This window comes from Kitasatospora sp. NPDC023118 (assembly GCF_055560875.1).
Map to the genome: position 1 here is coordinate 157,152 of NZ_JBVHHW010000012.1, position 20,254 is coordinate 177,405.

A 20,254-nucleotide genomic window follows, 5' to 3' on the forward strand; every position below is an offset into this window, starting at 1 on the left:
TCCCCTCGGGAGGCGGGCGGGGTGGCTCAGTGGGCGGGGGTGCCGCTCTCGGCGTGGTCGGGCGCCAGGTCGTCCGGCGGGACGAGGCGGAGCGTGAGCGTCGGGGAGTCGGGCGCGGCCAGGCGGAGCGTGAGCGTCGGGCTGTCGAGCGCCGTCGTCGCCTGAGCGGGTACTGCCTGAGCGGGTGCGGTCTGCGCGGGTGTCGCGAGCGGGGCCGGGTGGGGGCCGTGGGCGTGGCGCGGGCGGCGTTTCTCCAGGACGACCTCGGGGGTCGCCGCCGGGTCCCCGGTCACGGTGAGGGTGGCGGTGGGCCGGGTCCGGCGTCGGCGGACGGCGTCGCCGACCAGGATCAGGAGCGGCAGCAGGGTCAGGGCCAGGGCGATGCAGGCCCAGGTCCGCATCGCGACGTGGTCGTAGCCGGTGTGGTAGGAGGCGGCGACGGCGCCTCCGAAGACCAGCGTCCAGAACAGGTGGAAGCGGAAGGTGCCGAGTCGGTCGGCGCTGGCCTCACGGCCCTTGGGCGTCACCACGAAGCGGCTGCGGCGGCGCACCAGCGCCTGCAGCAGCGAGGCCGCGTAGATCGGGCCGCAGAGCGCCGACATCAGCATGCCCGCGACCCCGGAGGAGCCGGCCGGCTCGTGCGGGCTCACGTTGTGCTTGCGGTTCCAGGTGTAGAGCAGGAGTTGGAGCGCGGCTGCGTCGCTGTAGAGCATCATCCAGATCTCCGAGGAGACGTGGACGCCGGAGGCGCCGAAGCCCAGGTAGAGCACGCTGGACACCCCGCCGAGCAGCCAGGTGAGCGCCGCCATCGGGTAGAAGCCCACCATCAGCGAGTAGTTGAGCAGCCGGCCGGGCGACAGCCGCCACATGACCCGCCAGTACTGGGTGAGCAGGGTCTCGTAGGTGCCGCGGCTCCAGCGCAGTTGCTGGGAGAAGAAGTCGGTCCAGGAGGACGGGCCTTCGCCCACCGCGAGCACGTCCGGGGTGTACACGGACTTCCAGCGGTCCCCGGTCTCCGGGTTCCGGCTCCGGTGGAACTCCAGACCGGTCGCCATGTCCTCGGTGATGGAGTCGTACAACCCGCCGATCGACTGGAGCGCGCGGATTCTGACGGCGTTGTTGGTGCCGACGAACATCGGTGCGCCGTAACGGTTTCCGGCGCGCTGGATGAGGGCGTGGAAGAAGTACTGCTGGCTCTCGCTGAGTCTGGTGACGGCCGAACCCGAGCTCCGGTAGTTCCCGTACACCTGGGGACCGACCACGAATGCCACGTCGGGATCGCGGAAGTAGCCGAGCATGCGCTCGCAGAAGTCGGGCAGCGGAACGTGGTCGGTGTCGACGGACACCCAGAAGTCGTAGTCGTCGCCGTGCGCCTGGAGCCAGGCGTTGTAGTTGCCGTGCTTGGTCTTGGCGCGGAAGCGGCCCTTCGGCCGGTTCCAGTGCGGCCGGCCGGCGCGGCTGAAGTGGCGCACGCCCAGCTCCGTGCAGAGGGCGCGCATTGCAGGATCGTTTCCCTCGTCCAGCAGCCAGACGTCGTACGGGCCTTCGTGCCGCACGGCGCGGGCCGCGGCCAGCGTGGCCCGGACCATCTCCGGCGGCTCCTTGCCCGGCACGCAGGTGGTGAGGAAGGCGACCCGGGTGCCGGACTCCGGCGTCACGGGTATCGGGTCACGGGCGACCAGGGTCGCGTGGGTGTTGGAGACGACGTTGACCAGCCGGAACACCTCGACCACGGCGATGATCCCGATCATCACCTTGTCGCCGAGCAGCACCAGGGTGTTGGTCTCGTCCGGGCGCTCCGGCCAGTGCTCCGGCAGCAGCAGCCAGACCAGCAGGATCGCCTCCAACAGTGGGGCGGCCACCAGCAGCAGGGCGGCCCGGATCCGGTGCGGCTCGTGGCGCAACAGGCTGCGGTACTGGACGCGGTAGGGGGTGGCCGTTCCCGCGGGTCGCCCGGTGCTGCCCGGTTCCGGCCGGTAGACACCGCCGCCGAGCTCCCGGTCCTCGCCCGGATCGACCGCCGGGCCGGCGAGGCGGCTGAAGTGGCCGTAGTCGTACGGGGCTTCGGGCACCGGTACGGCGCGCAGGACCACCTCGTCCAGCTGCTCGGCGGCCCGGTCGTAACCGTTCGGACCGCCGGCGCTTCGATCGTCGGCGCCTCGATCGCCGGCGCCCCGACTGCTTGCGTCCCGACTGCGCCCGTGGCGGGCTGTTCCGTCGCCCTTTCGTCGTGAGAACGGCGTGGTCATAGCTGCTCCCCCCGGAGTGTTGCGCCTTGCTTCGCTTTGCTTGGCGTTGCTGCGCCTCGCCCCGAAGTCGCCCGGGCAGAACACGGCCCGGCGAACCGCCGTCGATCCGGCGGTTTCCGGGCCGTCCAGCACGTGGCCTCCAGTACCTGGAGTGTGTGCGACCGGTTGAGTTGTGGGTCGGCGTGGCGGCTTCGAATGCCGGACCCCGGTGCACTACCCGGCTTCCCCTCCGGGTATGCGGGATCCTTGGCATGCTCAACTCTCCCGGAGGGCAACGGTGATCGCAACCGATCGGAGGAATGATCACCGCGCAAGCGTGAAGATACTACGGTTCCCGGCCACTGCGGCTTGCGATGGTGCTAGTGCAGCGAATCCGGCACCGGGGCGGCCCCGGCGATGCCATCGGAGGTATTACGTGAACGGCCGTACCGCCCCGGGAGTTGTTCCCTGAAGGCGATCCGGCCGGGCGCCTTGTTCGTCGCCGTGGTCCCCCTGCTCCCCGGCGGCCTGGCTGGACACCAACGACGACGGCCGGCGGGGTGCGAACACCCCGCCGGCCGTACCGGCCCCAGCCCGGCACCGACTGCCCCGCGCCCCGGCGCGTCAGCCCGCCGCGCCCAGGAAACCGTCCCAGCCGCCGGCCGGAGCCTGGCCGACGTTGAGGGTGCGCAACTTGCGCAGAGTGGACTGGTCCTGCGCCTCCAGCCACTCGACCAGCTGCTTGAAGGAGACCAGCCGGACCTCGGGCTTGCCCGCGATGGTCTTGAGGGTCTCTTCGACGGCGTCCATGTAGATGCCGCCGTTCCACTGCTCGAAGTGGTTGCCGATGAAGAACGGCGCGCGGTTGCTGTTGTACGCGCGCTCGAAGCCGGCCAGGTAGGAGTTGGCGGCCTGGGTGCGCCACTCGTCGTACTTGCCGGGGTCGCCCTTGGTGCTGCCGGCGGACTGGTTGGCCAGGATGTTGTAGTCCATCGACAGGACCTGGAAGGTGTGCCCGGGGAAGGGGATGGACTGCAGGGGGAAGTCCCAGACCTTTCCGTCCTGCACCTTCTGCGGCCATATCTGCAGACCGCCCGCGGAGCTGGCGTCGTACTTCCAGCCCAGCTTGGCGATGGTCGGCAGCAGCGCCTTCTGACCCTCCAGGCAGGGGGTGCGGCCTCCGATGAGCTCCTTCTTGTAGTCGAAGGGGAGCGGGTCGACGTCGGTGAAGCCGGTGTTGGTCCGCCACTGGGTGACGAAGGCGATCGCCTGGTCGATCTCGCTCTGCCAGTCGTCCGGGGTCCACATGTTGACCCCGTTCTTGTCCGGACGGCTGGAGCAGAAGTGCCCGTTGAAGTGGGTGCCGATCTCGTGCCCGGCCAGCCAGGCCTGGCTGACGAGCTTGAGGGTGCTCTTCACCGCGCCGTCCGACAGGTACGGGATGTCGGAGGCGCCGACCGAGTGCTTCGGCGGGTGGTACAGCTGGGACTTGCCCTTGGGCAGGGCGTATATCCCGGAGAGGAAGAAGGTCATCGTGGCCTTGTACTGCTCCGCCAGCTTCAGGAAGCGGGGGAACTGGCCGTCGTCGGTGCCGCCCGCGCCGTCCCAGGAGAACACCACGAACTGCGGCGGCCGCTCGCCCGGCTTGAGCTTCTCGGGCTTGGGCTGGTTCGGCTGCGGGCCGGTGTCCGCGTTGGACCCGTCACCGATCGGGGTGCCCTTGGGGACCACTGCCTGGGTCGGGTCGGAGGTGCCGGTCTTGGCGTCGCCGTTGTTGCCGCCGGAGGAGGGGGAGGAGGAGTTCTGCCCTGACCCGGATCCGCCGCTGGAACAGGCCGCGACCGCGCCGAGGGCTGCGGTCGCGGCGGTAGCACTGAGCACTGTCCTGCGCGAGATGCTGGTCATGGTCTCCCCTGGGTGCCGATGCCGGTGGTGAGGGCGGCCGTGTGCCGCACCGGTCAAATCGGGCAGTTGATGAATGTTCCGCCGTTGGCATGTCATGTCGCCGCAGCGGCCACCAAGGGTCGCCGAGCTCCCGACGACAGTCAACACGCCGGGCGCACCCGGCTGGGCTGCAGGGATCGGTCGTCTGTTGCGGTCCTGTGACGCTTCGCACTGCGCGGTGTCAGGGGAGTACGGTACCGCCGCTCCGCCCGGCCCGGTCAGAGTTCGTCAGCGGTCGGTGCGGTGCTTCGCCCGCAAGGGAAAATTGTGCTCCTGGTGGGACCCGGCGGCCGGAAGACGCCGGTCGGTGCGGGGCCGGTCAGAGCGCGGCCAGCCGTCGGTTGCGGCGAATTATTCGCGCGATCGCGGTGCTGATGGCGGTGGCCGCCGCGCAGGAGACCGCCAGACTCAGCCAGGCCGTGTTGAACCAGTGGCTGTTCAGCCAACCCAGCGTCACGATGTAGGCGGCCCAGACCAGTGCGGCCAGCGCCGACCAGTGCAGGAAACGGTGCGGATGGGCGGGGGAGTGGCCGATGGCCAGGTCCAGGACGGTCCGCCCGGCCGGAACGAAGCGGGCGACCACCACCATCGTGGCCGCCCCGCCGCGCGGGCGCTCGATCAGGGACTGCTGGACCCGGGCCACGCTGGCCGCCAGCTTCGGGCGCCGGGCGAGCCGGCGCTGAAGCACCGGGGCGCCGCGTCGGGCGAGGTGGAGCAGCAGGAGGTCGCCCAGGAACGAGGCCAACGCCACGCCGAGGGCGAGCAGCACCGGGGCGCCGCTGATCTGCTCCGTCTTGAGCACGGCCAGGATGACCAGCGTCCCGCTCGGAATGAAGGGGAGGAGGGCGTCGCCGAGCACGGCGAACAGCGCCAGGGCGCAGATCCACGAGGATCCGATCGCCGCCACGAAGTTCAAGGCCCATACTCCCTCCACGCCGCCCGGGGGAGCAGGTGGCTGCTTCCGACCAACGCTAGCGCCTCGACTTTTCATGTCATGAAGCGCCCCGGTATGCGGAGGATCACGCCGGGGGAGGCGGTCGGGCGGAAGGGCCGGAAATGGCACGAGCCCCCGGGGCGGGGTGCCGCGCCGAGGGCTCGCAGGGATCGTTCGGCGCTGGTCCAGCCCGGCGATCTTGCTGGCGGAACGCGGATCCCGTTGGGTGACCCGCTCCTGATCACCAGCCTGCCGGATGCCGGTCGCGGATCGCGAGCCCCGGAGCTGGCGACTTCCGTTCCTGGCGTGAAGTCGCCATCCGTGTCCGGCCGCTGGCTCTCTGTCGATCGAGCGGCCGGTCGGCCGTGCGGGTGGTACCGGGCGGAACGGTCGAACCGTACCCGGATCGGGCGGGCCCGCTGGGAACAGCGAGCCCGGAAGCGTGGTTGACCCCGGTCGGCAGTAGCGACCGCCGGGCCGTCCGCGACCCGTGCGGCCGCCCAGGACGGCCGGCTCGGAGTACAGCCGGATCAAGAACAGCCAGGAGGGCGGACGGCATGACCACCGAGGACCAGCAGGAGCACGGAACCGAGCCGCCGATCGGCGCGGCGATCCGCGGCAGCGCCCGCGGCACGGCACCCGCCCCGCTCTCGATCCTCGACCTGGCCACCGTCGGCGTCGGCTACACGCCCGCCGAAGCCCTGGCCGCCACCACCGAGTTGGCCCGCCGGGCCGAGCAGTGGGGGTACCACCGCTTCTGGGTGGCCGAGCACCACGGCATGCCCGGGGTGGCCAGCTCGACCCCGGCCGTCCTGCTCGCCCACCTCGGTGCCAACACCACCACGCTGCGGCTCGGCTCGGGCGGGGTCATGCTCCCCAACCACGCCCCGCTGACCGTCGCCGAGCAGTTCGGCCTGCTGGAGGCCCTGCACCCCGGCCGGATCGACCTCGGGCTCGGCCGCGCCCCCGGCACCGACCCGGCCACCGCCCGGGCGCTGCGCCGCGGCCTCGCCGAGGGCGCGGACGACTTCCCGCAGCAGCTCGCCGAGCTGACCCACTTCCTCGACGGTGACTTCCCGGCCGGCCACCCGTACGCGCGGCTGACCGCCGTCCCCAAGGGCGAGGGTCGCCCGCCGGTCTGGCTGCTCGGCTCCTCCGGCTTCAGTGCCCAGCTGGCGGGCCGGCTCGGCCTCCCGTTCGCCTTCGCCCACCACTTCAGCAGCGCCAACACCATCCCGGCCCTGGACCTGTACCAGACGTCCTTCCGCCCCTCCGACGTGCTCACCGAGCCGTACGCGCTGATCGGCGTGAGTGCCGTCGCCGCCGACGACGAGCCCACCGCCCGCCGTCTCGCCCGCTCCGCTGCGCTCGGCATGCTCCGGCTCCGGCGCGGCAACCCCGGCCCGATCCCGACCCCGGAGGAGGCCGAGGAGTACCCGTACAGCCCGGTCGAGGAGGACTTCATCGACAGCTGGCTCGACAACGTGGTGCTGGGCGACCCGGGTCAGGTCGCGGACGGCCTGGAGGCCCTGCGCAAGCGGACCGGGGTGAACGAGTTGATGGTCACCTCGCACATCCACGGCCACGAGGCCCGGCTCCGCTCCTACGGCCTGATCGCCGAGGCGTACGGTCTGACGGCAACCGCCTGACGGCAACCGCCTTGCCGCACCCCGCCCCGGCGGAAACCGCCCCGCCCCGCCCGTGCCCTAACGGCCGTGCGGGGTGGGGCGGCCCTCCCGGAGTATCGCCGCGACCAGCTCGGCCTCGCCGGGCCGGGCGAAGTACCAGCCCTGGGCGGTGTCGCAGCCGGTCAGTCGCAGCCGCTCGGCCTGGGCGGCGCTCTCGATGCCCTCGGCGGTGACGGTCAGGCCGAGGGTGTGGGCCAGCTGCACCATCGCGCCGACGATCTGCTCGTCGGCGTCGCTGCGGCGGGAGCGGAGCTCCGGCCTGGGCGGGCGGTCCGTCGGGGCCGGGTCGCGGAAGCCCTCGATGAAGGTGCCGTCGAGCTTCAGGACGTGCACCGGCAGCCGGGAGAGGTAGGCCAGGTTGGAGTAGCCGGTGCCGAAGTCGTCGATCGCGATCCGCACCCCCATGTCGGCCAGCGCCTGCAGGGCCTGCAGCGGGCGCCCACCGGGGCCGAGCAGGGCGCTCTCGGTGATCTCCAGCTGGAGCAGCCGGGCCGGCAGGCCGGTGCGTTCGAGGACCCGGGCGACGTCGGCCACCACGTCGGAGTCCCAGATCTGCCGGGCCGCCAGGTTGACGCTCACGAAGGTCTCGGTGTCGGGGAATTCGGTGAGCCACTGCTTGGCCTGGCGGCAGGACTCCTCCAGCACCCAGGTGCCGAGCGGCACGATCGCGCCGGACTCCTCGGCGAGCGGGATGAAGCGGTCCGGGGAGATCGTCCCGTAGCGGGGGTGGCGCCAGCGGACCAGGGCCTCGGCGCCGTGCACCGCGCCGTCGGCCAGGCCGACCAGGGGCTGGTACTCGACGCTGAACTCGCCGCGCTCCAGGGCCGGCCGCAGCGCGGTGGCGAGCAGTTGGCGGGTGAGCTGGTGGGCGCCGCGGTCCGGGTCGTAGAGGGTCCAGCGGGCGCGGCCGTCGGCCTTGGACCAGTAGAGGGTGGCGTCGGCGTCCTTGACCAGGTCGGTCGGGGTGGTCTCGTGCACCGAGCGTTCGACGACGCCCACGCTGGCGGTGATCACCAGCCGGTGCCCGGCGACGTCGAAGGGACGTTCCAGCACCTCCAGGATCCGCCCGGCGAGCGCGGTCAGCTGCTCGCTGCCGATGCTGTCGGTGACCAGGACGGCGAACTCGTCGCCTCCCATCCGGGCCACCAGGTGGGCGTCGCGTTCGGCGAGTCCGCCCCGCAGCCGGCCAGCGACGGCGATCAGCAGCTGGTCGCCGATGTGGTGGCCGAGGGTCTCGTTGATCGCCGCGAAGCCGTCGAGGTCCAGGTAGCAGACGCCCACCCGGCGTCCGTCCGCCGCCGCCACGGGACGGTCGGGGCCCCCGCCGCATCCGGGGACCTCGGTGCCGGTGAGGCAGGCCGCGTCGAGCCGTTCGAAGAAGAAGGTCCGGTTGGGCAGCCGGGTCAGCGGGTCGTGCAGGGCTTGGTACTCCAGGCGGTCACCGAGCCTGCGTTGTTCGGTGATGTCCTCCACCAGCGCGAGGGTGTAGAGCGGCTGCCCGGCGCCGTCCCGGATCAGGGAGACGGTCACCTTGCTCCAGACCGTATGGCCCTCGCGGTGCTTGAGCTGTTTCTCGACGCGGAACCGTTCCCGCTCACCGTGGACGAGTTCGGTGAAGAGCCGAGGCGGCATGCCCTCCGGGTCGATGATCTCGTGCAGGTGGGTGCGGACCAGTTCGCCGACGCCCCGTCCGATCAGCGTTGCGAAGGCCGGGTTGACCTCGATGATCCGGTCCTCGGGGTCGATCAGGGCCATGCCGATGACGGCGTCGCAGAAGGCGGCCCGGAACCGGGACTCGCTGGCCCGCAGGGCCGCCAGCAGCCGGTCGCTGCCGCCGCTCTCCCGGCCGGAGGCGTCGGCGGCGCCCAGATGGGGGCCGCCGGTCAACGGGGCCGAGCAGGTGGGGCAGAGCAGCACCTCGGGGCCCTCCAGGGTGCGGCAGGCGGTAGCCGACGCAGCCGAGGGAGCAGAAGCCGGATCGAGGACCGGCGCGGTGAGGTGGCGGTGGTGTGACGATTCCTCGTGTCGCACGCCTGGGTGGTGTGCGTCGGCCCCCTCGTTCTGGCCCGGCACGGCATGCTCCCGTCCGCTGCTGACGCTTGACGATGGTCCGCCGGGCCGGTCGGGACTCCGGCGGCCGGCTCCGCGCTCTGTCACGGTCCTCGGAGCCGGTCCGCTGCGGGCGACCGCCGTGGGGCGCTGTCGCGCGGGGATCCACGCGAAGAACAGGGCGCTTCGGCCGATCATAGGTCGCGGCGACAACGCGCGGTGACCGCCGCCAGGGTGATTCGTCCCCTTTTGTGATCATGTATGGCGGAACGTTCAGACGCCCTTGGTGCGCAGCACGTGAGGTGCGCCGGGAGCGCGTGCGCCGAGGCCACGCCCCGGGCGCGGGTTGCGCGCCGAGGGCGTGGCCGGGTGCGCCCCGGACGAGCCGGGGGAGGGGGTCAGGCCAGCTTGGCCGTGAGGGTGATGGTGGTGCCGGTCAGGGCCTGGCTGACCGGGCAGTTGACCTTGGCATCCTCGGCGGCCTTCACGAAGCCGGCCTCGTCCAGGCCGGGTACGTCGCCGGTGACGGTCAGGTGGATGCCGGTGATGCCGGTGCCGGGCTGGAAGGTGACGTCGGCCTGGGTGTCGAGCTTGGCGGGCGGGTTGCCGGCCTTGGTCAGGCCGTTCGAGAGGGCCATCGAGAAGCAGGCCGAGTGGGCGGCCGCGATGAGTTCCTCGGGGCTGGTCTTGCCGTTGGGTTCCTCGGCGCGGGCCGCCCAGGAGACGGGGTACTCGCCGATCCCGGAGGAGGCGAAGGTCACCTGACCCTTGCCGTTGAGGAGGTTGCCCTCCCAGGCGGTACGGGCGGTGCGGGTGGTTGCCACGATCGGTTCCTCCACTACTGAGGGACTGCTGAGTCGTCACTTCCGGTCATGCACGCACCAGCCTACGGGCAGCCCCGCCCCGGGAGCGGGCGCCGGGGCCGGGCGTCGGGGCCGGGCGTCGGACGGCCCGTCGGCTGACGGACAGACCGGTGGCCCGATGGGACGCTCCCACCGGGCTGTCCGGATGCCGGACGGTTCCGCCGAACGGTGCGGGTCCGGAGCGGGCGCCCTGTTAGATTTGCCGGGGCCCGAGCCCGGCCGCCGTACGGCCGGGCGCCCACCCCAGACACCGGGAGCCGACCCGATGACGGACCAGCCCACGACCCCCGACGCCGGCGTGCCGGAGGGGATCGACGACGCGGTGCGGGCGGAGCTGACCAGCCTGCGCGAGAGCATCGACAACATCGACGCCGCGGTGGTCCACATGCTGGCCGAGCGCTTCAAGGCGACCCAGCGGGTCGGCCGCCTCAAGGCCGAGCACAAGCTGCCGCCGGCCGACCCGGCCAGGGAGCGGGACCAGATCAAGCGGCTGCGGGAGCTGGCCGCCGGGGCCAAGCTCGACCCGGTCTTCGCGGAGAAGTTCCTCAACTTCATCATCGCCGAGGTCATCCGCCACCACGAGGCCATCGCCCGCGCCTGAAGGCGCCCTGAAGGCGCCCCCCTGGACGCCGCCCGAGCGGGCGCTCCCCGTCCGGTGATGTCGGGGGCGGCTAAATGCCGGATTTCGTGAGGCTCCCCGGTTGGCGTAGCGTGCAGGTTTCCCCAGCCGGAGAGGTGGAGCAGCGACGATGGCGGTGAACCTGCCCGAAACGCCCAGCGGAGCCCCCAGCGATCCCGGCGTGCGGGACGTCGAGGACACCCGGCACACCAGCGGCGCAGCCGGCGCCTCCGATGCCCCGGGCGTACCCGACGCCCCCGGCGGCCGCGCCGAGGCCCGTCGCCGGGCCGGCGGTTCGCGCGGTCGCAAAGCGCGTGGCTCGGCCCGCCGCTCGGCGCGTCGCCCCCGGCCGTGGTGGATCGAGCTGCCGGCGATGGTGGTCGTCGGGCTGGTGGTCGCGCTGCTGATCAAGACCTGTCTGTTCCAGGTCTTCACCATCCCGTCCGGCTCGATGGAGAACACCCTGCGGGTCGACGACCGGGTCGGCGTGAACAAGCTCGCGCCGCTCACCGGCTGGAAGCCGGAGCCGGGGCAGCCGGTGGTGTTCAAGGACCCGGGGAACTGGCTGCCGCCGCAGCCCGTCGACTCGAACCCGTTCACCGACGCCGTGAGCTCGGTGCTCAGTTTCGTCGGACTGGTGCCTCCGAAGGACGACAACTACCTGGTCAAGCGGGTCATAGCGACCGGCGGCGAGACCGTGCAGTGCACGGGCACCACGCTGACCGTCGACGGGAAGAAGGTCGACGAGCCGTACCTGCACCCGGGTGACGACTCCTGTGCGGGCCTGGACTTCGGCCCGGTGAAGGTGCCCGCGGGCTACATCTGGGTCGAGGGCGACCACCGCAGCGACTCGGCGGACTCCCGCTACCACCGGCAGGGCCCGGGCGGCGGCGCCGTGCCGGTGGACAACGTGGTCGGTCCGGTGTCGGCCGTCGTGTGGCCGCTCAATCACTTCGACTGGTTCGGTTGGACCGGCCGCTGACCCCGCGATCGGCGGCGGCCACCCGCTCCCGGCCCTCCTGAGCGGTTCCGAGGGCCCGGGAGGCAGTGGAACCGGACGCAGCGGCACCCGACGGAGCAGCGCCGGAAGCAGCCGGACCCGAGGCGGTGGCACCGGCGACCACCTCGCTCGCACCGTCACTCCGGCCCGCCGCCCCCGCCGGCTTGCTGATCTGCGCGGCGAAGGCGCCCGCCAGGACCAGCAGACCGCCCGCGACCTGCGGCAGCCCCAGGTGCTCGCCGAGCAGGACCCAGGCCAGCACGGTGGCGACCACGGCCTCCAGGTTGGCCACCACCCCGGCGATCGGCGGCGAGAGGTACCCGACGGAGATCACGCCGGTCAGGTAGGCGAGCACGGTCGCGACCAGCACCATCCAGGCGGCCGGGATCAGCGCGGGCAGGGTGTGCCCGTTCATCACCACGGATCGGCCGAGCGGGCTCCAGTCGGCCTGCCAGGGCCGGGTGAGGACGGTGAGCAGGACGGCGCCGATGAGCAGTCCGTACGCGCTGACGGCCATCGGGTCGACCGGGCGCTCGCCCCGGCGGCCGGCGTCGGCGAGCACGAAGTAGCCGACCTGGCAGCAGGCCGCGCCGAGGGCGAACAGCACGCCCAGGGCGTCGAAGCTCAGGCCGTTCCAGACCTCGACCACGCAGGCCAGTCCGGCCACGGCGACGCCGGCGCCGATGGCCGCGCCCCGGGTGATCGGCTTGCGCTGCACGAACTTGACGTAGCCGATGAGCAGCGGCGGCCCGAGGTACTCGATGAGCAGCGCGACGCCGACCGGGATGCGGGAGATCGCCGCGAAGTAGCAGGCCTGGACGCCGGCCACGGCGAGCAGGCCGAAGCCGAGCAGCAGGCCGGGGCGGCGCAGGACGGCGTCCCGGTGCCGGTAGGCGATCGGCAGCAGGGCCACGGCGGCGCCGGTGACCCGGAGCCACACCACGTGCAGTGGTGAGAGCCCGGCCTCGATCAGCGGCTTGGCGGCGGTGCCGGAGCCGCCGAAGGCGAACGCGGAGACCAGCGCGAGGCTGAGGCCGAGGGTTCTGCCCGAAGGGTGGGTGGGCGAGGCCGTTGAGCTTTGCACCGACGCATTGTGACAGTCGGACCGGCGCTTCGGTAAGGCGCCATTTCGTCATTCGGTCCTGCTGCCCACTGTCCGCAACGGCGCACTCACCCACCCGGGGTCCCCGGAGTCCGAGGACCCCGAACGTCAGCCGCCCGCTCCCGCTCCCGAGAGCGCGCCCGTCCCGCCGGTCGGCTGGGGGGTCGGACCGGTGGTCGGCCCCGTGGTCGGACCGGTGGTCGGCGTCGGCTGGGGGGTCGGCCGACCGGTGGGCCGCGAGGTGGGCTGGGTGGTCGGCTGGCTGGTCGGGGGAGCGGTCGGCCCGGTGGTCGCCCCGGCGGAGCCCGTGCCCGTGCCCGTGCCGGTGCCCGGGGTGGCGGCGCCGGTTGACGGGGTGGTGGTCGGCGTGCTCGGGGCGGTCGGCAGATCGGTCGCGCCCGCGGAGTCGTCGCCGTTCGCCGGGGTCGCGAAGTCGCTCACCGGCTGGCCCTTGAGCGCGGCCTTCATGTAGCTGGTCCAGATCTGCGCCGGGTACTGCCCGCCCGCCGCGCCGTCGATCCCGCCGACGCCGCTCAGGCTGACCTGGGCGCCGGTGCCCGGGTCCTGGCCGAACAGCGCCACCGAGGTGACCAGCTCGGGGGTGTAGCCGACGAACCAGACGGACTTCTGGTCATCGGTGGTACCGGTCTTGCCCGCCGCCGGACGGCCCAGCGCCTTCGCTCGCCAGCCGGTGCCGCCCGGGTCGCTCACCACGCCCTGGAGCATCGAGGTGACCTTGTCGGCGGTGTCCGCGCTGATCGCCTGGGTGGTCTTGTGCGCGGGCAGCGCCACGGCCTCGCCGCCGCGGTCCACCGACTGCACCAGCCACGGGGTGATCTGCTTGCCGCCGTTGTCCAGCGTGGCGTACACGCCGGCCATGTCGAGCACGCTCGGGGTGGCCGCGCCCAGCGGGATGGACGGGACCGGGTCCAGCCCCGGGGTGTTGCCGGGCAGGCCCAGCGCGACGCCGGTGTCCTTGACCTTCTGCAGTCCGGTGTCCTGCGCGAGCTGGGCGAAGGCCGAGTTGACCGACCAGTCGGTGGCCTGCTGCAGGCTGATCTGGCCGTAGCTCTTGTCGCCCTCGTTCGGCGGCGCGTACGGGGTGCCCTTGCCGCCGCGGACCTTGCGGCCGCTGGTGCCGTCGTAGACGGTGTACGGGGTGATGGTCCGGCCGTCCTGGGTCTTGGCGTTGTTCTCGAAGGCGGCGGCCAGGGCGATCGCCTTGAAGGTCGAACCGGCCTGGTAGTCGCGCCGGGTCGCGTTGTCCACGTAGTGCTTCACGTAGTCGACGCCGCCGTACAGGGCGACGACCGCGCCGGTCTTCGGGTCCACGGAGACGGCACCGGCCTGGGCGGCCGCGTCCTTCTTCCGCTTGTCCGGGTTCAGGGTGTCGTGCAGCTGTGCCTGGACGGAGTCCTGCAGGGCCTGCTGGCGGGCCGGGTCGATGCTCAGCTTGATCGTGTAGCCGCCCTTGGCCAGCTCGGTCTCGCTGATGACCCCGTTCGAGGTGAGGTACTGGGTGGCCGCGTCCACCAGGTAGCCGGACTGGCCGGACAGGCCCGGGTTGGGCTGCGGGTCCTTGACGTCGGGGAAGGTGGTCTTGGCCCGCTCGTCGGCGGAGAGCCAGCCCTCCTTGACCATGCCGTCCATCACGTAGTTCCAGCGGTTGACGGCGTTCTGCTTGCCCGCCGGGGTCGCGGTGGCCACGTCGTAGGCGCTCGGGGCGTTCAGCAGGGTGGCCAGGTAGGCGCCCTGGGCCGGGTTGAGCGCGGAGGCGTCGATGCCGAAGTACGCCTGGGCGGCGGCCTGGATGCCGTACGCGCCGCGGCCGTAGTAGGAGGTGTTCAGGTAACCGGAGAGGATCTCGTCCTTGCTCTCGGTGGCGTCCACCTTGATCGCTATGAAGAGTTCCTTCACCTTGCGGGTGATCGACTGCTGCTGGCTCAGGTACGTGTTCTTCACGTACTGCTGGGTGATGGTGGAGCCGCCCTGGGTGCCCTCGCCGCTGGCGGTGTTGAGGGCGGCCCGGACCAGGCCCTGCACGTTGACCGCGCCCTCGTTGTAGAAGTTGCGGTCCTCGGCGGCCAGCGCGGCGTGCTGGGCGGCGGGGGAGACCTTGTCCAGGCCGACGTTCTGCCGGTTGGTCTGGCCGGTGCGGGTGATCACCGAGCCGTCCGAGTAGAGCCAGGTGTTGCTCTGCGCGGTCGCGGCGGCGTGCGCGTCCGGGACCTTCACCAGCGCGACGCCCAGCGCGAACAGGCCGACGCCGAGCAGCAGGGCGGCGGCGAGACCGAGCAGGGTCAGCCGCCAGGTGGGTAGGAGTCGGCGCCAGCCGGTGCGCTTGGGCCTACGCGGCTTCCTGCCGCCTGCCGCTCCGCCGGTCGGACCGGTGGAGCGCTTGAACCGCTTGACCGGCCGGAGACTGATCGACGGCGTGCGGCCGCCGCCCTGGGCGTTCGAGGACAAAGCGCGGCCTTTCCTGCGGGCGGACCAGGCCAGCCTGCACAGACGGGGACATCGGAGGTTGGGGACCTTTGTCCCGATTCCGGTTTACTGCCCAGGACGAGCCGCGCGGGCCGAATGGCTCCGCCGGAACGGCAATCGAGACCGACATCACACGCAAAACGGACGTCGAGGGCCAAAAAATCGGGGAGCCCCTCGCTGCTGCGAGAGGCTCCCCAATGTCTGTGCGCCGCCAGGGACTCGAACCCCGGACCCGCTGATTAAGAGTCAGCTGCTCTAACCAACTGAGCTAGCGGCGCTTGCTGACCCGGAAAACAATACACGGTCCCGAGGGGTGCCCCGAACCACCCCCGCTCCGCCCGGTGCTCCGGGCGTCCGTTTCCTCCTGGTTGGGACGGAGTTCGCCGCTGGTTAGGGTGGAACCGTGCGCACCGGCCCGACCGCCTCCGACCCGCAGGCTCGCTTCCTGCGCGTCGACGGCGTTGCGCTACACGTCCGCACCGAGGGTGACGGCCCGGTCTGCCTGCTCACCGGCGGCCTCGGCAGCAGCTGGTTCGACTGGGACCTCGTCGTCCCGTTCCTCACCCCTTACCGCACCGTGGTCCGCTTCGACCGGCCCGGCTACGGGCTGAGCGCCGCCGAGCCCGCCACCGGGCGGCCCGCCCCGACGGCGGCCGGCGAGGCCGGGCGGATCCTGGCGGTGCTGGACGGCCTCGGGCTGGGCGGCCCCTGCACCCTGGTCGGCCACTCGCTCGCGGGCTTCCACGTGGAGGCCTTCGCCCGGCTGCACCCCGAGCGGGCCGCCGGGCTGGTGCTGGTCGACGGCAGCGTCGAACCGGCGGCCCGCCCCTACCCGGCACCCGTCGCGCGCGACCTGGCGGCCCGGGCGGTGGCGGGCGCCGCAAGGACGCTGGCGGTGCCGTACCTGTTCGGCCCGACCGCCCGCCGGGTGATGGCCCGGCGGTCCACCGTCCGCCACGAGGACCTCGCCCCGGCGCCGCTGGCCCGGCACTGCTACCGCACCGGCCGGGCCCTGCGCGCCCTGCTCCGGGAGCACGGGCGCTACCTCGACATGGCCGCCGAGCTGGACGAACTGCGGCGCACCCGGCCGCTGCCGGAGGACCTTCCGATCACCGTGCTGGCCTCGGACGACGGCTGCCGCAACCGCCGCACCGCGAACTGGCTCGCCGAGCAGCGGGAACTCGCGGCCCTGCTCGGCGCCGACTACCGCACGACCGCCCCGGCCGGGCACCTGGTGATGTTCGACCGCCCGGACGCGGTGGCCTTCGCCGTGCTGGACACCCACTGAGGCCGCCGTCGGCGGCCGGCGCGTTCAGTCGCTGGTCATCTCCCGGATGACCCCCCGCACCGCCCGGGGGATGGGCAGGTCCCAGGCCAGCCGCCCGGCGACGCGTCTGATCGGCGCGCCGTCCCGGCCGGGGTAGAGGCGGCGTTCCAGCCCGGCCACGTCGATCAGGCCGGCCAGCTGCCGGTCCCGCTCCGCCGTCGGCCGACCCACCCCGCCGTCGGGCGCCAGCAGGGTGGCCGCCACGCGTGCGCGGATCTGCTGGGCGACGTCGGGTCGGGTCGTGAGGTAGCGCCGCCTCGGCAGGCCTAGGAACCGCGTCTCCTCGACGGCGTAGAAGCCCTGCGTCACCAGCCGGTCGAGGTAGAACCGGTAGCCGGGCCGCTCCGGCACCCAGCGGACCGCGTGGGAGATCCAGGGCCGGAACCGGCTCTTGCCCTTCGCCTCCAAGCGGGCCAGGATCCCGGCCGCGACCTCGTCCCGCGCGCCGAAGGGCTGGTAGCCGGTGATGTGCTGCTTCTCGACCGTGATGGCGCCGGTCACCAGCAGTTCGGCGAGGACGGCGCCGGCGATCACCTGGTTGAGGTAGGCGGATGGGTTGCGGAACCGGCCGCGCGCCGGGTCGGCGCAGAGCAGCAGGAGTTCCTCGGGGAGGGGGCGGGCTTCGAAAGGGGTCACGGAGTCCAGCTCTACCCAGCCCGGAAACGCCTCAGGCCGCCCACCGGAGTGGACGGCCCGAGACCTTGCCATGTGCGCCGCCAGGGACTCGAACCCCGGACCCGCTGATTAAGAGTCAGCTGCTCTAACCAACTGAGCTAGCGGCGCTTGCTGACGTGGAAGACAGTACACGCCGCCGACCCGATCCGCCGAATCGCGTTCGAGCGGTGACGGAGGGTGATCGGCTTGGTGGTCGGATTCGGTGATCAGCTCATGGGTTCCTCCGGATAGTGGCAGGCCGCCTGGTGGTCCGCCTCCGCCCGGTCGGCGTCGAGCGAGGGCCGTTCCCGTTCGCACCGGGCCCGGGCCGTCTCCGGGAGCCGGGCGTGGAGCGGGCAGCGGGTGCGGAAGGGGCAGCCGGTGCGGCGCTCGGTGGGGGAGGGCGGGTCCCCGGCGAGCAGGATGCGGTCGCGGGCGCGCTCGGCGGCGGGGTCGGGCAGCGGGACGGCGGAGAGCAGCGCCCGGGTGTACGGGTGGCGGGGGCGGTCGAAGACGGCGGAGACCTCGCCCTGCTCGACCGTCCGTCCGAGGTACATCACGCTGACCCGGTCGGCGAGGTGCCGGATCACCGAGAGGTCGTGCGACACGAACAGGTAGGAGAGCCCGAGCTCGGCCTTGAGCGCCTGCAGCAGGTTGAGCACCCCGGCCTGGATGGAGACGTCCAGGGCGGAGACCGGTTCGTCGAGCACCAGCAGCTTCGGCCGGACGGCGAGCGCCCGGGCGATCGAGACACGCTGGCGCTGCCCGCCGGAGAACTCGTGCGGGTAGCGCACGGCGTGGTCCGGGGCGAGGCCGACCTGGCGCAGCAGTTCGGGCACCCGGCGGGCGATCTCCGCGCGCGGGGCATGCTGGGCGCGCAGCGGTTCGGCGACGATGTCGCCGATCGGCATCCGGGGGTCGAGGCTGGCCATCGGGTCCTGGAAGACGATCTGCAGCTCGGCCCGGAGCCGGTGGGCCTCGGCCCGGGTGAGCCGGGCGGTGTCGCGGCCGAGCAGTTCGATCCGGCCGGTGTCCGGGGCGCCCAGCTTCAGCAGTTCGAACAGGGTGGTGGACTTGCCGGAGCCGGACTCCCCGACCAGGCCGAGGGTCTCGCCCTCCCGCAGGTCCAGGTCGACCCCGTCCACCGCGTAGACCTCGCCGACCTTGCGCTTGAACACCGTGCCCTTGAGGAGCGGAAACGTTTTGCCGAGCCCGCTCACCGACAGCACCGGCGCCCGCGAGGAGCGGTCCCCGGCCGTGGTCGCGGCCGGCAGCTCCGGCACCGGGTACACCTCGCTCGGCGCGGGCCGCCGCTCGGCCAGCTCCGCCGACCGCACGCACGCGGCCAGGTGCCCCTCGGCGCCCTCCAGGACGGGCTCCGCCGCCGAGCAGCGCTCCTCCGCCAGCGGGCAGCGCGCGGCGAACGGGCAGCCCGGCGGAAGTTCGGCCATCGGTGCGGGGGCGCCCGGGATCGGCACCAGCGGGCCGCCGGGCCCGTCCAGTCGGGGCAGCGCGCCGATCAGGCCGAGCGTGTACGGGTGGCGCGGCGCCGCGAACAGCTCGTCCACCGTCGCGGTTTCGACCACCCGGCCCGCGTACATCACCGCGACCCGGTCGGCCGTCCCGGCGATCACCCCGAGGTCGTGGCTGACCAGGACCAGCGCCGCGCCGGTCTCCCGCTGCGCGGTGCGCAGCACGTCCAGCACCTGGGCCTGGATGGTGACGTCCAGCGCGGTGGTGGGCTCGTCGGCGAGCAGGATGTCGGGCTGGTTGGCGACGGCCATGGCGATCATCGCGCGCTGGCGCATGCCGCCGGAGAACTCGTGCGGGAAGCTGTCCAGGGCCCGGTCGGGCGCCGGGATGCCGACCAGGTCGAGGAGTTCGGCGGCCCGGCGGCGGGCGGTGGCCTTGTCGACCTTCTGGTGGACGCGGACCGCCTCGGCGATCTGGTCGCCGATCCGGTAGACCGGGGTGAAGGCGGACAGCGGGTCCTGGAACACCATGGCGACCCGCCGGCCGCGGATCGCGGCGAGCTCCCGCCCGGGCAGCCCGACCAGTTCCCGGCCGTCCAGCCGCACCGAGCCGCCGACCCGGGCCGTGCCCGGCAGCAGACCCAGCACGGACAGCGCGGTGACGGACTTTCCGGAACCGGACTCGCCGACGATGCCGAGCGTCTCGCCGCGACGCAGGGTGAGGTCTACCCCGCGGACGGCGGGCACCGGGCCGCGCGGCCCGGTGAAGTCCACCCGCAGGTCCCGGACGGCGAGCAGCGGGGTCTCGACAACAGTGGTCACGAGCTCTTCCTCTGTGAACGACCCGAACGGCTGGAACTTCCGAAACGACGTGAACGGCCCGAACGGCCCGAACGGCCCGAGCGGCCGGAACGGCCGAAACGACCTGACCGACCGGACCTCTGGCCGGCCGTCCCGGCGGTGGGGTCGAGGGCGTCGCGCAGCCCGTCCCCGACCAGGTTGACGGCGAGCACGAACAGCACCAGCAGTCCGGCCGCGAAGTAGAACATCCAGGGGAACACCGGGGCCTCGGTGGTCCCGGCGGCGAGCAGGGTGCCGAGCGAGACGTCCGGCGGGCGGACGCCGAAGCCGAAGTAGGAGAGCGCGGTCTCGCTCATCACCGCGCCGCCGACCGCGATGGTGGCGTCGATGATGAGGAAGGAGGCGACGTTCGGCAGGATGTGCCGGCTGATGATCCGCAGCGGCCGGACGCCCATGAACCGCGCGGCGCGCACGAATTCGCGCTCGCGCAGGGAGAGGGTCATCGAGCGGACCACCCGGGCGGTGATCATCCAGTTGAACAGGGCGAGCAGCAGCACGAAGGCGATCCAGCCGCTGCCGCGCAGCCGGGGCGAGACGATGGTGATGATCAGGAAGCTGGGGAAGACCAGCAGCAGGTCCACCAGGAACATCAGCACCCGGTCGGTCCAGCCGCCGAAGTAGCCGGCGCAGGCGCCGACCAGCGAGGCCAGCACGGTGGAGAAGAGGGCCACCAGCAGCCCGATGATCAGCGACTTCTGCAGTCCGCGGACGGTCTGCGCGAACACGTCCTGGCCCACCCCGTTGGTGCCGAACCAGTGTTGGCCGGAGGGGGGTTGGTGCAGTGCGGTGAAGTCGGGGGTGGCGTAGTCCCAGGGCGTCAGGAACGGTCCGCCGAAGGCGAGCACGAACAGCAGCAGGATCAGGACGGCTCCGACCACGGCGCCGCGGGCGGCGAGCAGCCGGGTGAGGACGAGCCGACCCCGCCCGGTGGCCGGGGGGCGCCCGGCATCGCCCGAGGAGCCGGAAGGCCCGGCCGGGGAACCGGGGTCGGCCGACTCGGCAGTGACGACGGTCATCTTGAGGATCACC

Annotated in this window: 14 protein-coding genes and 2 tRNA genes; 4 read left to right on the forward strand and 12 right to left on the reverse strand. The window is 72.6% G+C overall.

Going from position 1 to position 20,254, the window contains the following annotated elements:
• Nucleotides 1-26 precede the first annotated feature (26 nt).
• The 3 genes from ACZ3UD_RS17915 to ACZ3UD_RS17925 form a co-directional block, all read right to left on the reverse strand.
• Nucleotides 27-2,249: a glycosyltransferase family 2 protein gene (locus ACZ3UD_RS17915; RefSeq protein ID WP_465587903.1), complete on the reverse strand. Its 2,223-nt coding sequence runs from the start codon at nt 2,247-2,249 to the stop codon at nt 27-29.
• Between the two features lie 603 nt (nt 2,250-2,852).
• A complete protein-coding gene (locus tag ACZ3UD_RS17920; RefSeq protein WP_465587906.1) occupies nt 2,853-4,133 on the reverse strand; it encodes a polysaccharide deacetylase family protein in 1,281 nt (426 codons plus the stop codon).
• 358 nt (nt 4,134-4,491) lie between these two features.
• Nucleotides 4,492-5,079, reverse strand: a complete 588-nt coding sequence (locus tag ACZ3UD_RS17925) for a DedA family protein (protein WP_465588088.1) — start codon at nt 5,077-5,079, stop codon at nt 4,492-4,494.
• A gap of 584 nt (nt 5,080-5,663) precedes the next feature.
• Between ACZ3UD_RS17925 and ACZ3UD_RS17930 the strand changes: the two genes are divergently transcribed.
• The gene (locus ACZ3UD_RS17930) at nt 5,664-6,755 is read left to right on the forward strand and encodes an LLM class flavin-dependent oxidoreductase (RefSeq protein ID WP_465587909.1); all 1,092 of its coding nucleotides are present in this window, start codon (nt 5,664-5,666) and stop codon (nt 6,753-6,755) included.
• 57 nt (nt 6,756-6,812) lie between these two features.
• Here the strand turns inward: ACZ3UD_RS17930 and ACZ3UD_RS17935 are convergent, their stop codons facing one another.
• Entirely contained in the window at nt 6,813-8,711 is a 1,899-nt protein-coding gene (locus ACZ3UD_RS17935; protein WP_465588090.1) for a putative bifunctional diguanylate cyclase/phosphodiesterase, read from the reverse strand.
• A gap of 530 nt (nt 8,712-9,241) precedes the next feature.
• Nucleotides 9,242-9,667, reverse strand: a complete 426-nt coding sequence (locus ACZ3UD_RS17940) for an OsmC family protein (RefSeq protein WP_380612787.1) — start codon at nt 9,665-9,667, stop codon at nt 9,242-9,244.
• A gap of 304 nt (nt 9,668-9,971) precedes the next feature.
• On the opposite strand from ACZ3UD_RS17940, the gene ACZ3UD_RS17945 reads away from it, so the two are divergent.
• Both ACZ3UD_RS17945 and lepB read left to right on the forward strand, forming a co-directional pair.
• Nucleotides 9,972-10,307, forward strand: a complete 336-nt coding sequence (locus ACZ3UD_RS17945; protein ID WP_402820015.1) for a chorismate mutase — start codon at nt 9,972-9,974, stop codon at nt 10,305-10,307.
• Nucleotides 10,308-10,455: 148 nt separating this feature from the next.
• On the forward strand, nt 10,456-11,307 hold the full coding sequence (lepB, locus tag ACZ3UD_RS17950; protein ID WP_465587914.1) for a signal peptidase I: 852 nt from the start codon (nt 10,456-10,458) through the stop codon (nt 11,305-11,307).
• Here lepB and ACZ3UD_RS17955 read toward each other — a convergent pair.
• From ACZ3UD_RS17955 to ACZ3UD_RS17965, 3 genes are all read right to left on the reverse strand, one after another.
• Nucleotides 11,270-12,409, reverse strand: a complete 1,140-nt coding sequence (locus tag ACZ3UD_RS17955; protein ID WP_465587917.1) for an EamA family transporter — start codon at nt 12,407-12,409, stop codon at nt 11,270-11,272. The two genes, lepB and ACZ3UD_RS17955, sit on opposite strands and share 38 nt — an antisense overlap.
• A 126-nt stretch (nt 12,410-12,535) precedes the next feature.
• Nucleotides 12,536-14,893 (reverse strand): transglycosylase domain-containing protein, encoded by a 2,358-nt coding sequence (locus ACZ3UD_RS17960; RefSeq protein ID WP_465587920.1) that lies wholly within the window; start codon nt 14,891-14,893, stop codon nt 12,536-12,538.
• A 222-nt stretch (nt 14,894-15,115) separates the two neighbouring features.
• A tRNA-Lys gene (locus ACZ3UD_RS17965) sits at nt 15,116-15,189 on the reverse strand.
• 125 nt (nt 15,190-15,314) lie between these two features.
• Between ACZ3UD_RS17965 and ACZ3UD_RS17970 the strand changes: the two genes are divergently transcribed.
• Nucleotides 15,315-16,199, forward strand: a complete 885-nt coding sequence (locus ACZ3UD_RS17970) for an alpha/beta fold hydrolase (protein ID WP_465587923.1) — start codon at nt 15,315-15,317, stop codon at nt 16,197-16,199.
• A gap of 24 nt (nt 16,200-16,223) precedes the next feature.
• On the opposite strand, the gene ACZ3UD_RS17975 is transcribed toward ACZ3UD_RS17970, so the two are convergent.
• The 4 genes from ACZ3UD_RS17975 to ACZ3UD_RS17990 all read right to left on the reverse strand — a co-directional run bounded on the left by ACZ3UD_RS17975 (nt 16,224) and on the right by ACZ3UD_RS17990 (nt 20,241).
• Entirely contained in the window at nt 16,224-16,874 is a 651-nt protein-coding gene (locus ACZ3UD_RS17975; RefSeq protein ID WP_465587926.1) for a GOLPH3/VPS74 family protein, read from the reverse strand.
• A 73-nt stretch (nt 16,875-16,947) separates the two neighbouring features.
• Nucleotides 16,948-17,021 (reverse strand) — tRNA-Lys (locus tag ACZ3UD_RS17980).
• A 98-nt stretch (nt 17,022-17,119) separates the two neighbouring features.
• The gene (locus ACZ3UD_RS17985) at nt 17,120-19,186 is read right to left on the reverse strand and encodes an ABC transporter ATP-binding protein (protein ID WP_465587929.1); all 2,067 of its coding nucleotides are present in this window, start codon (nt 19,184-19,186) and stop codon (nt 17,120-17,122) included.
• The gene (locus ACZ3UD_RS17990) at nt 19,183-20,241 is read right to left on the reverse strand and encodes an ABC transporter permease (protein ID WP_465587932.1); all 1,059 of its coding nucleotides are present in this window, start codon (nt 20,239-20,241) and stop codon (nt 19,183-19,185) included. The genes ACZ3UD_RS17985 and ACZ3UD_RS17990 overlap by 4 nt, the downstream gene beginning before the upstream one ends.
• Nucleotides 20,242-20,254: the final 13 nt, after the last annotated feature.

Coding starts and splice junctions, on each gene's coding strand:
- ACZ3UD_RS17915 (WP_465587903.1), bottom strand. CDS start 2,249: ATGACCACGCCGTTCTCACGACGAAAGGGCGACGGAACAGCCCGCCAC.
- ACZ3UD_RS17920 (WP_465587906.1), bottom strand. CDS start 4,133: ATGACCAGCATCTCGCGCAGGACAGTGCTCAGTGCTACCGCCGCGACC.
- ACZ3UD_RS17930 (WP_465587909.1), top strand. CDS start 5,664: ATGACCACCGAGGACCAGCAGGAGCACGGAACCGAGCCGCCGATCGGC.
- ACZ3UD_RS17945 (WP_402820015.1), top strand. CDS start 9,972: ATGACGGACCAGCCCACGACCCCCGACGCCGGCGTGCCGGAGGGGATC.
- lepB (WP_465587914.1), top strand. CDS start 10,456: ATGGCGGTGAACCTGCCCGAAACGCCCAGCGGAGCCCCCAGCGATCCC.
- ACZ3UD_RS17990 (WP_465587932.1), bottom strand. CDS start 20,241: ATGACCGTCGTCACTGCCGAGTCGGCCGACCCCGGTTCCCCGGCCGGG.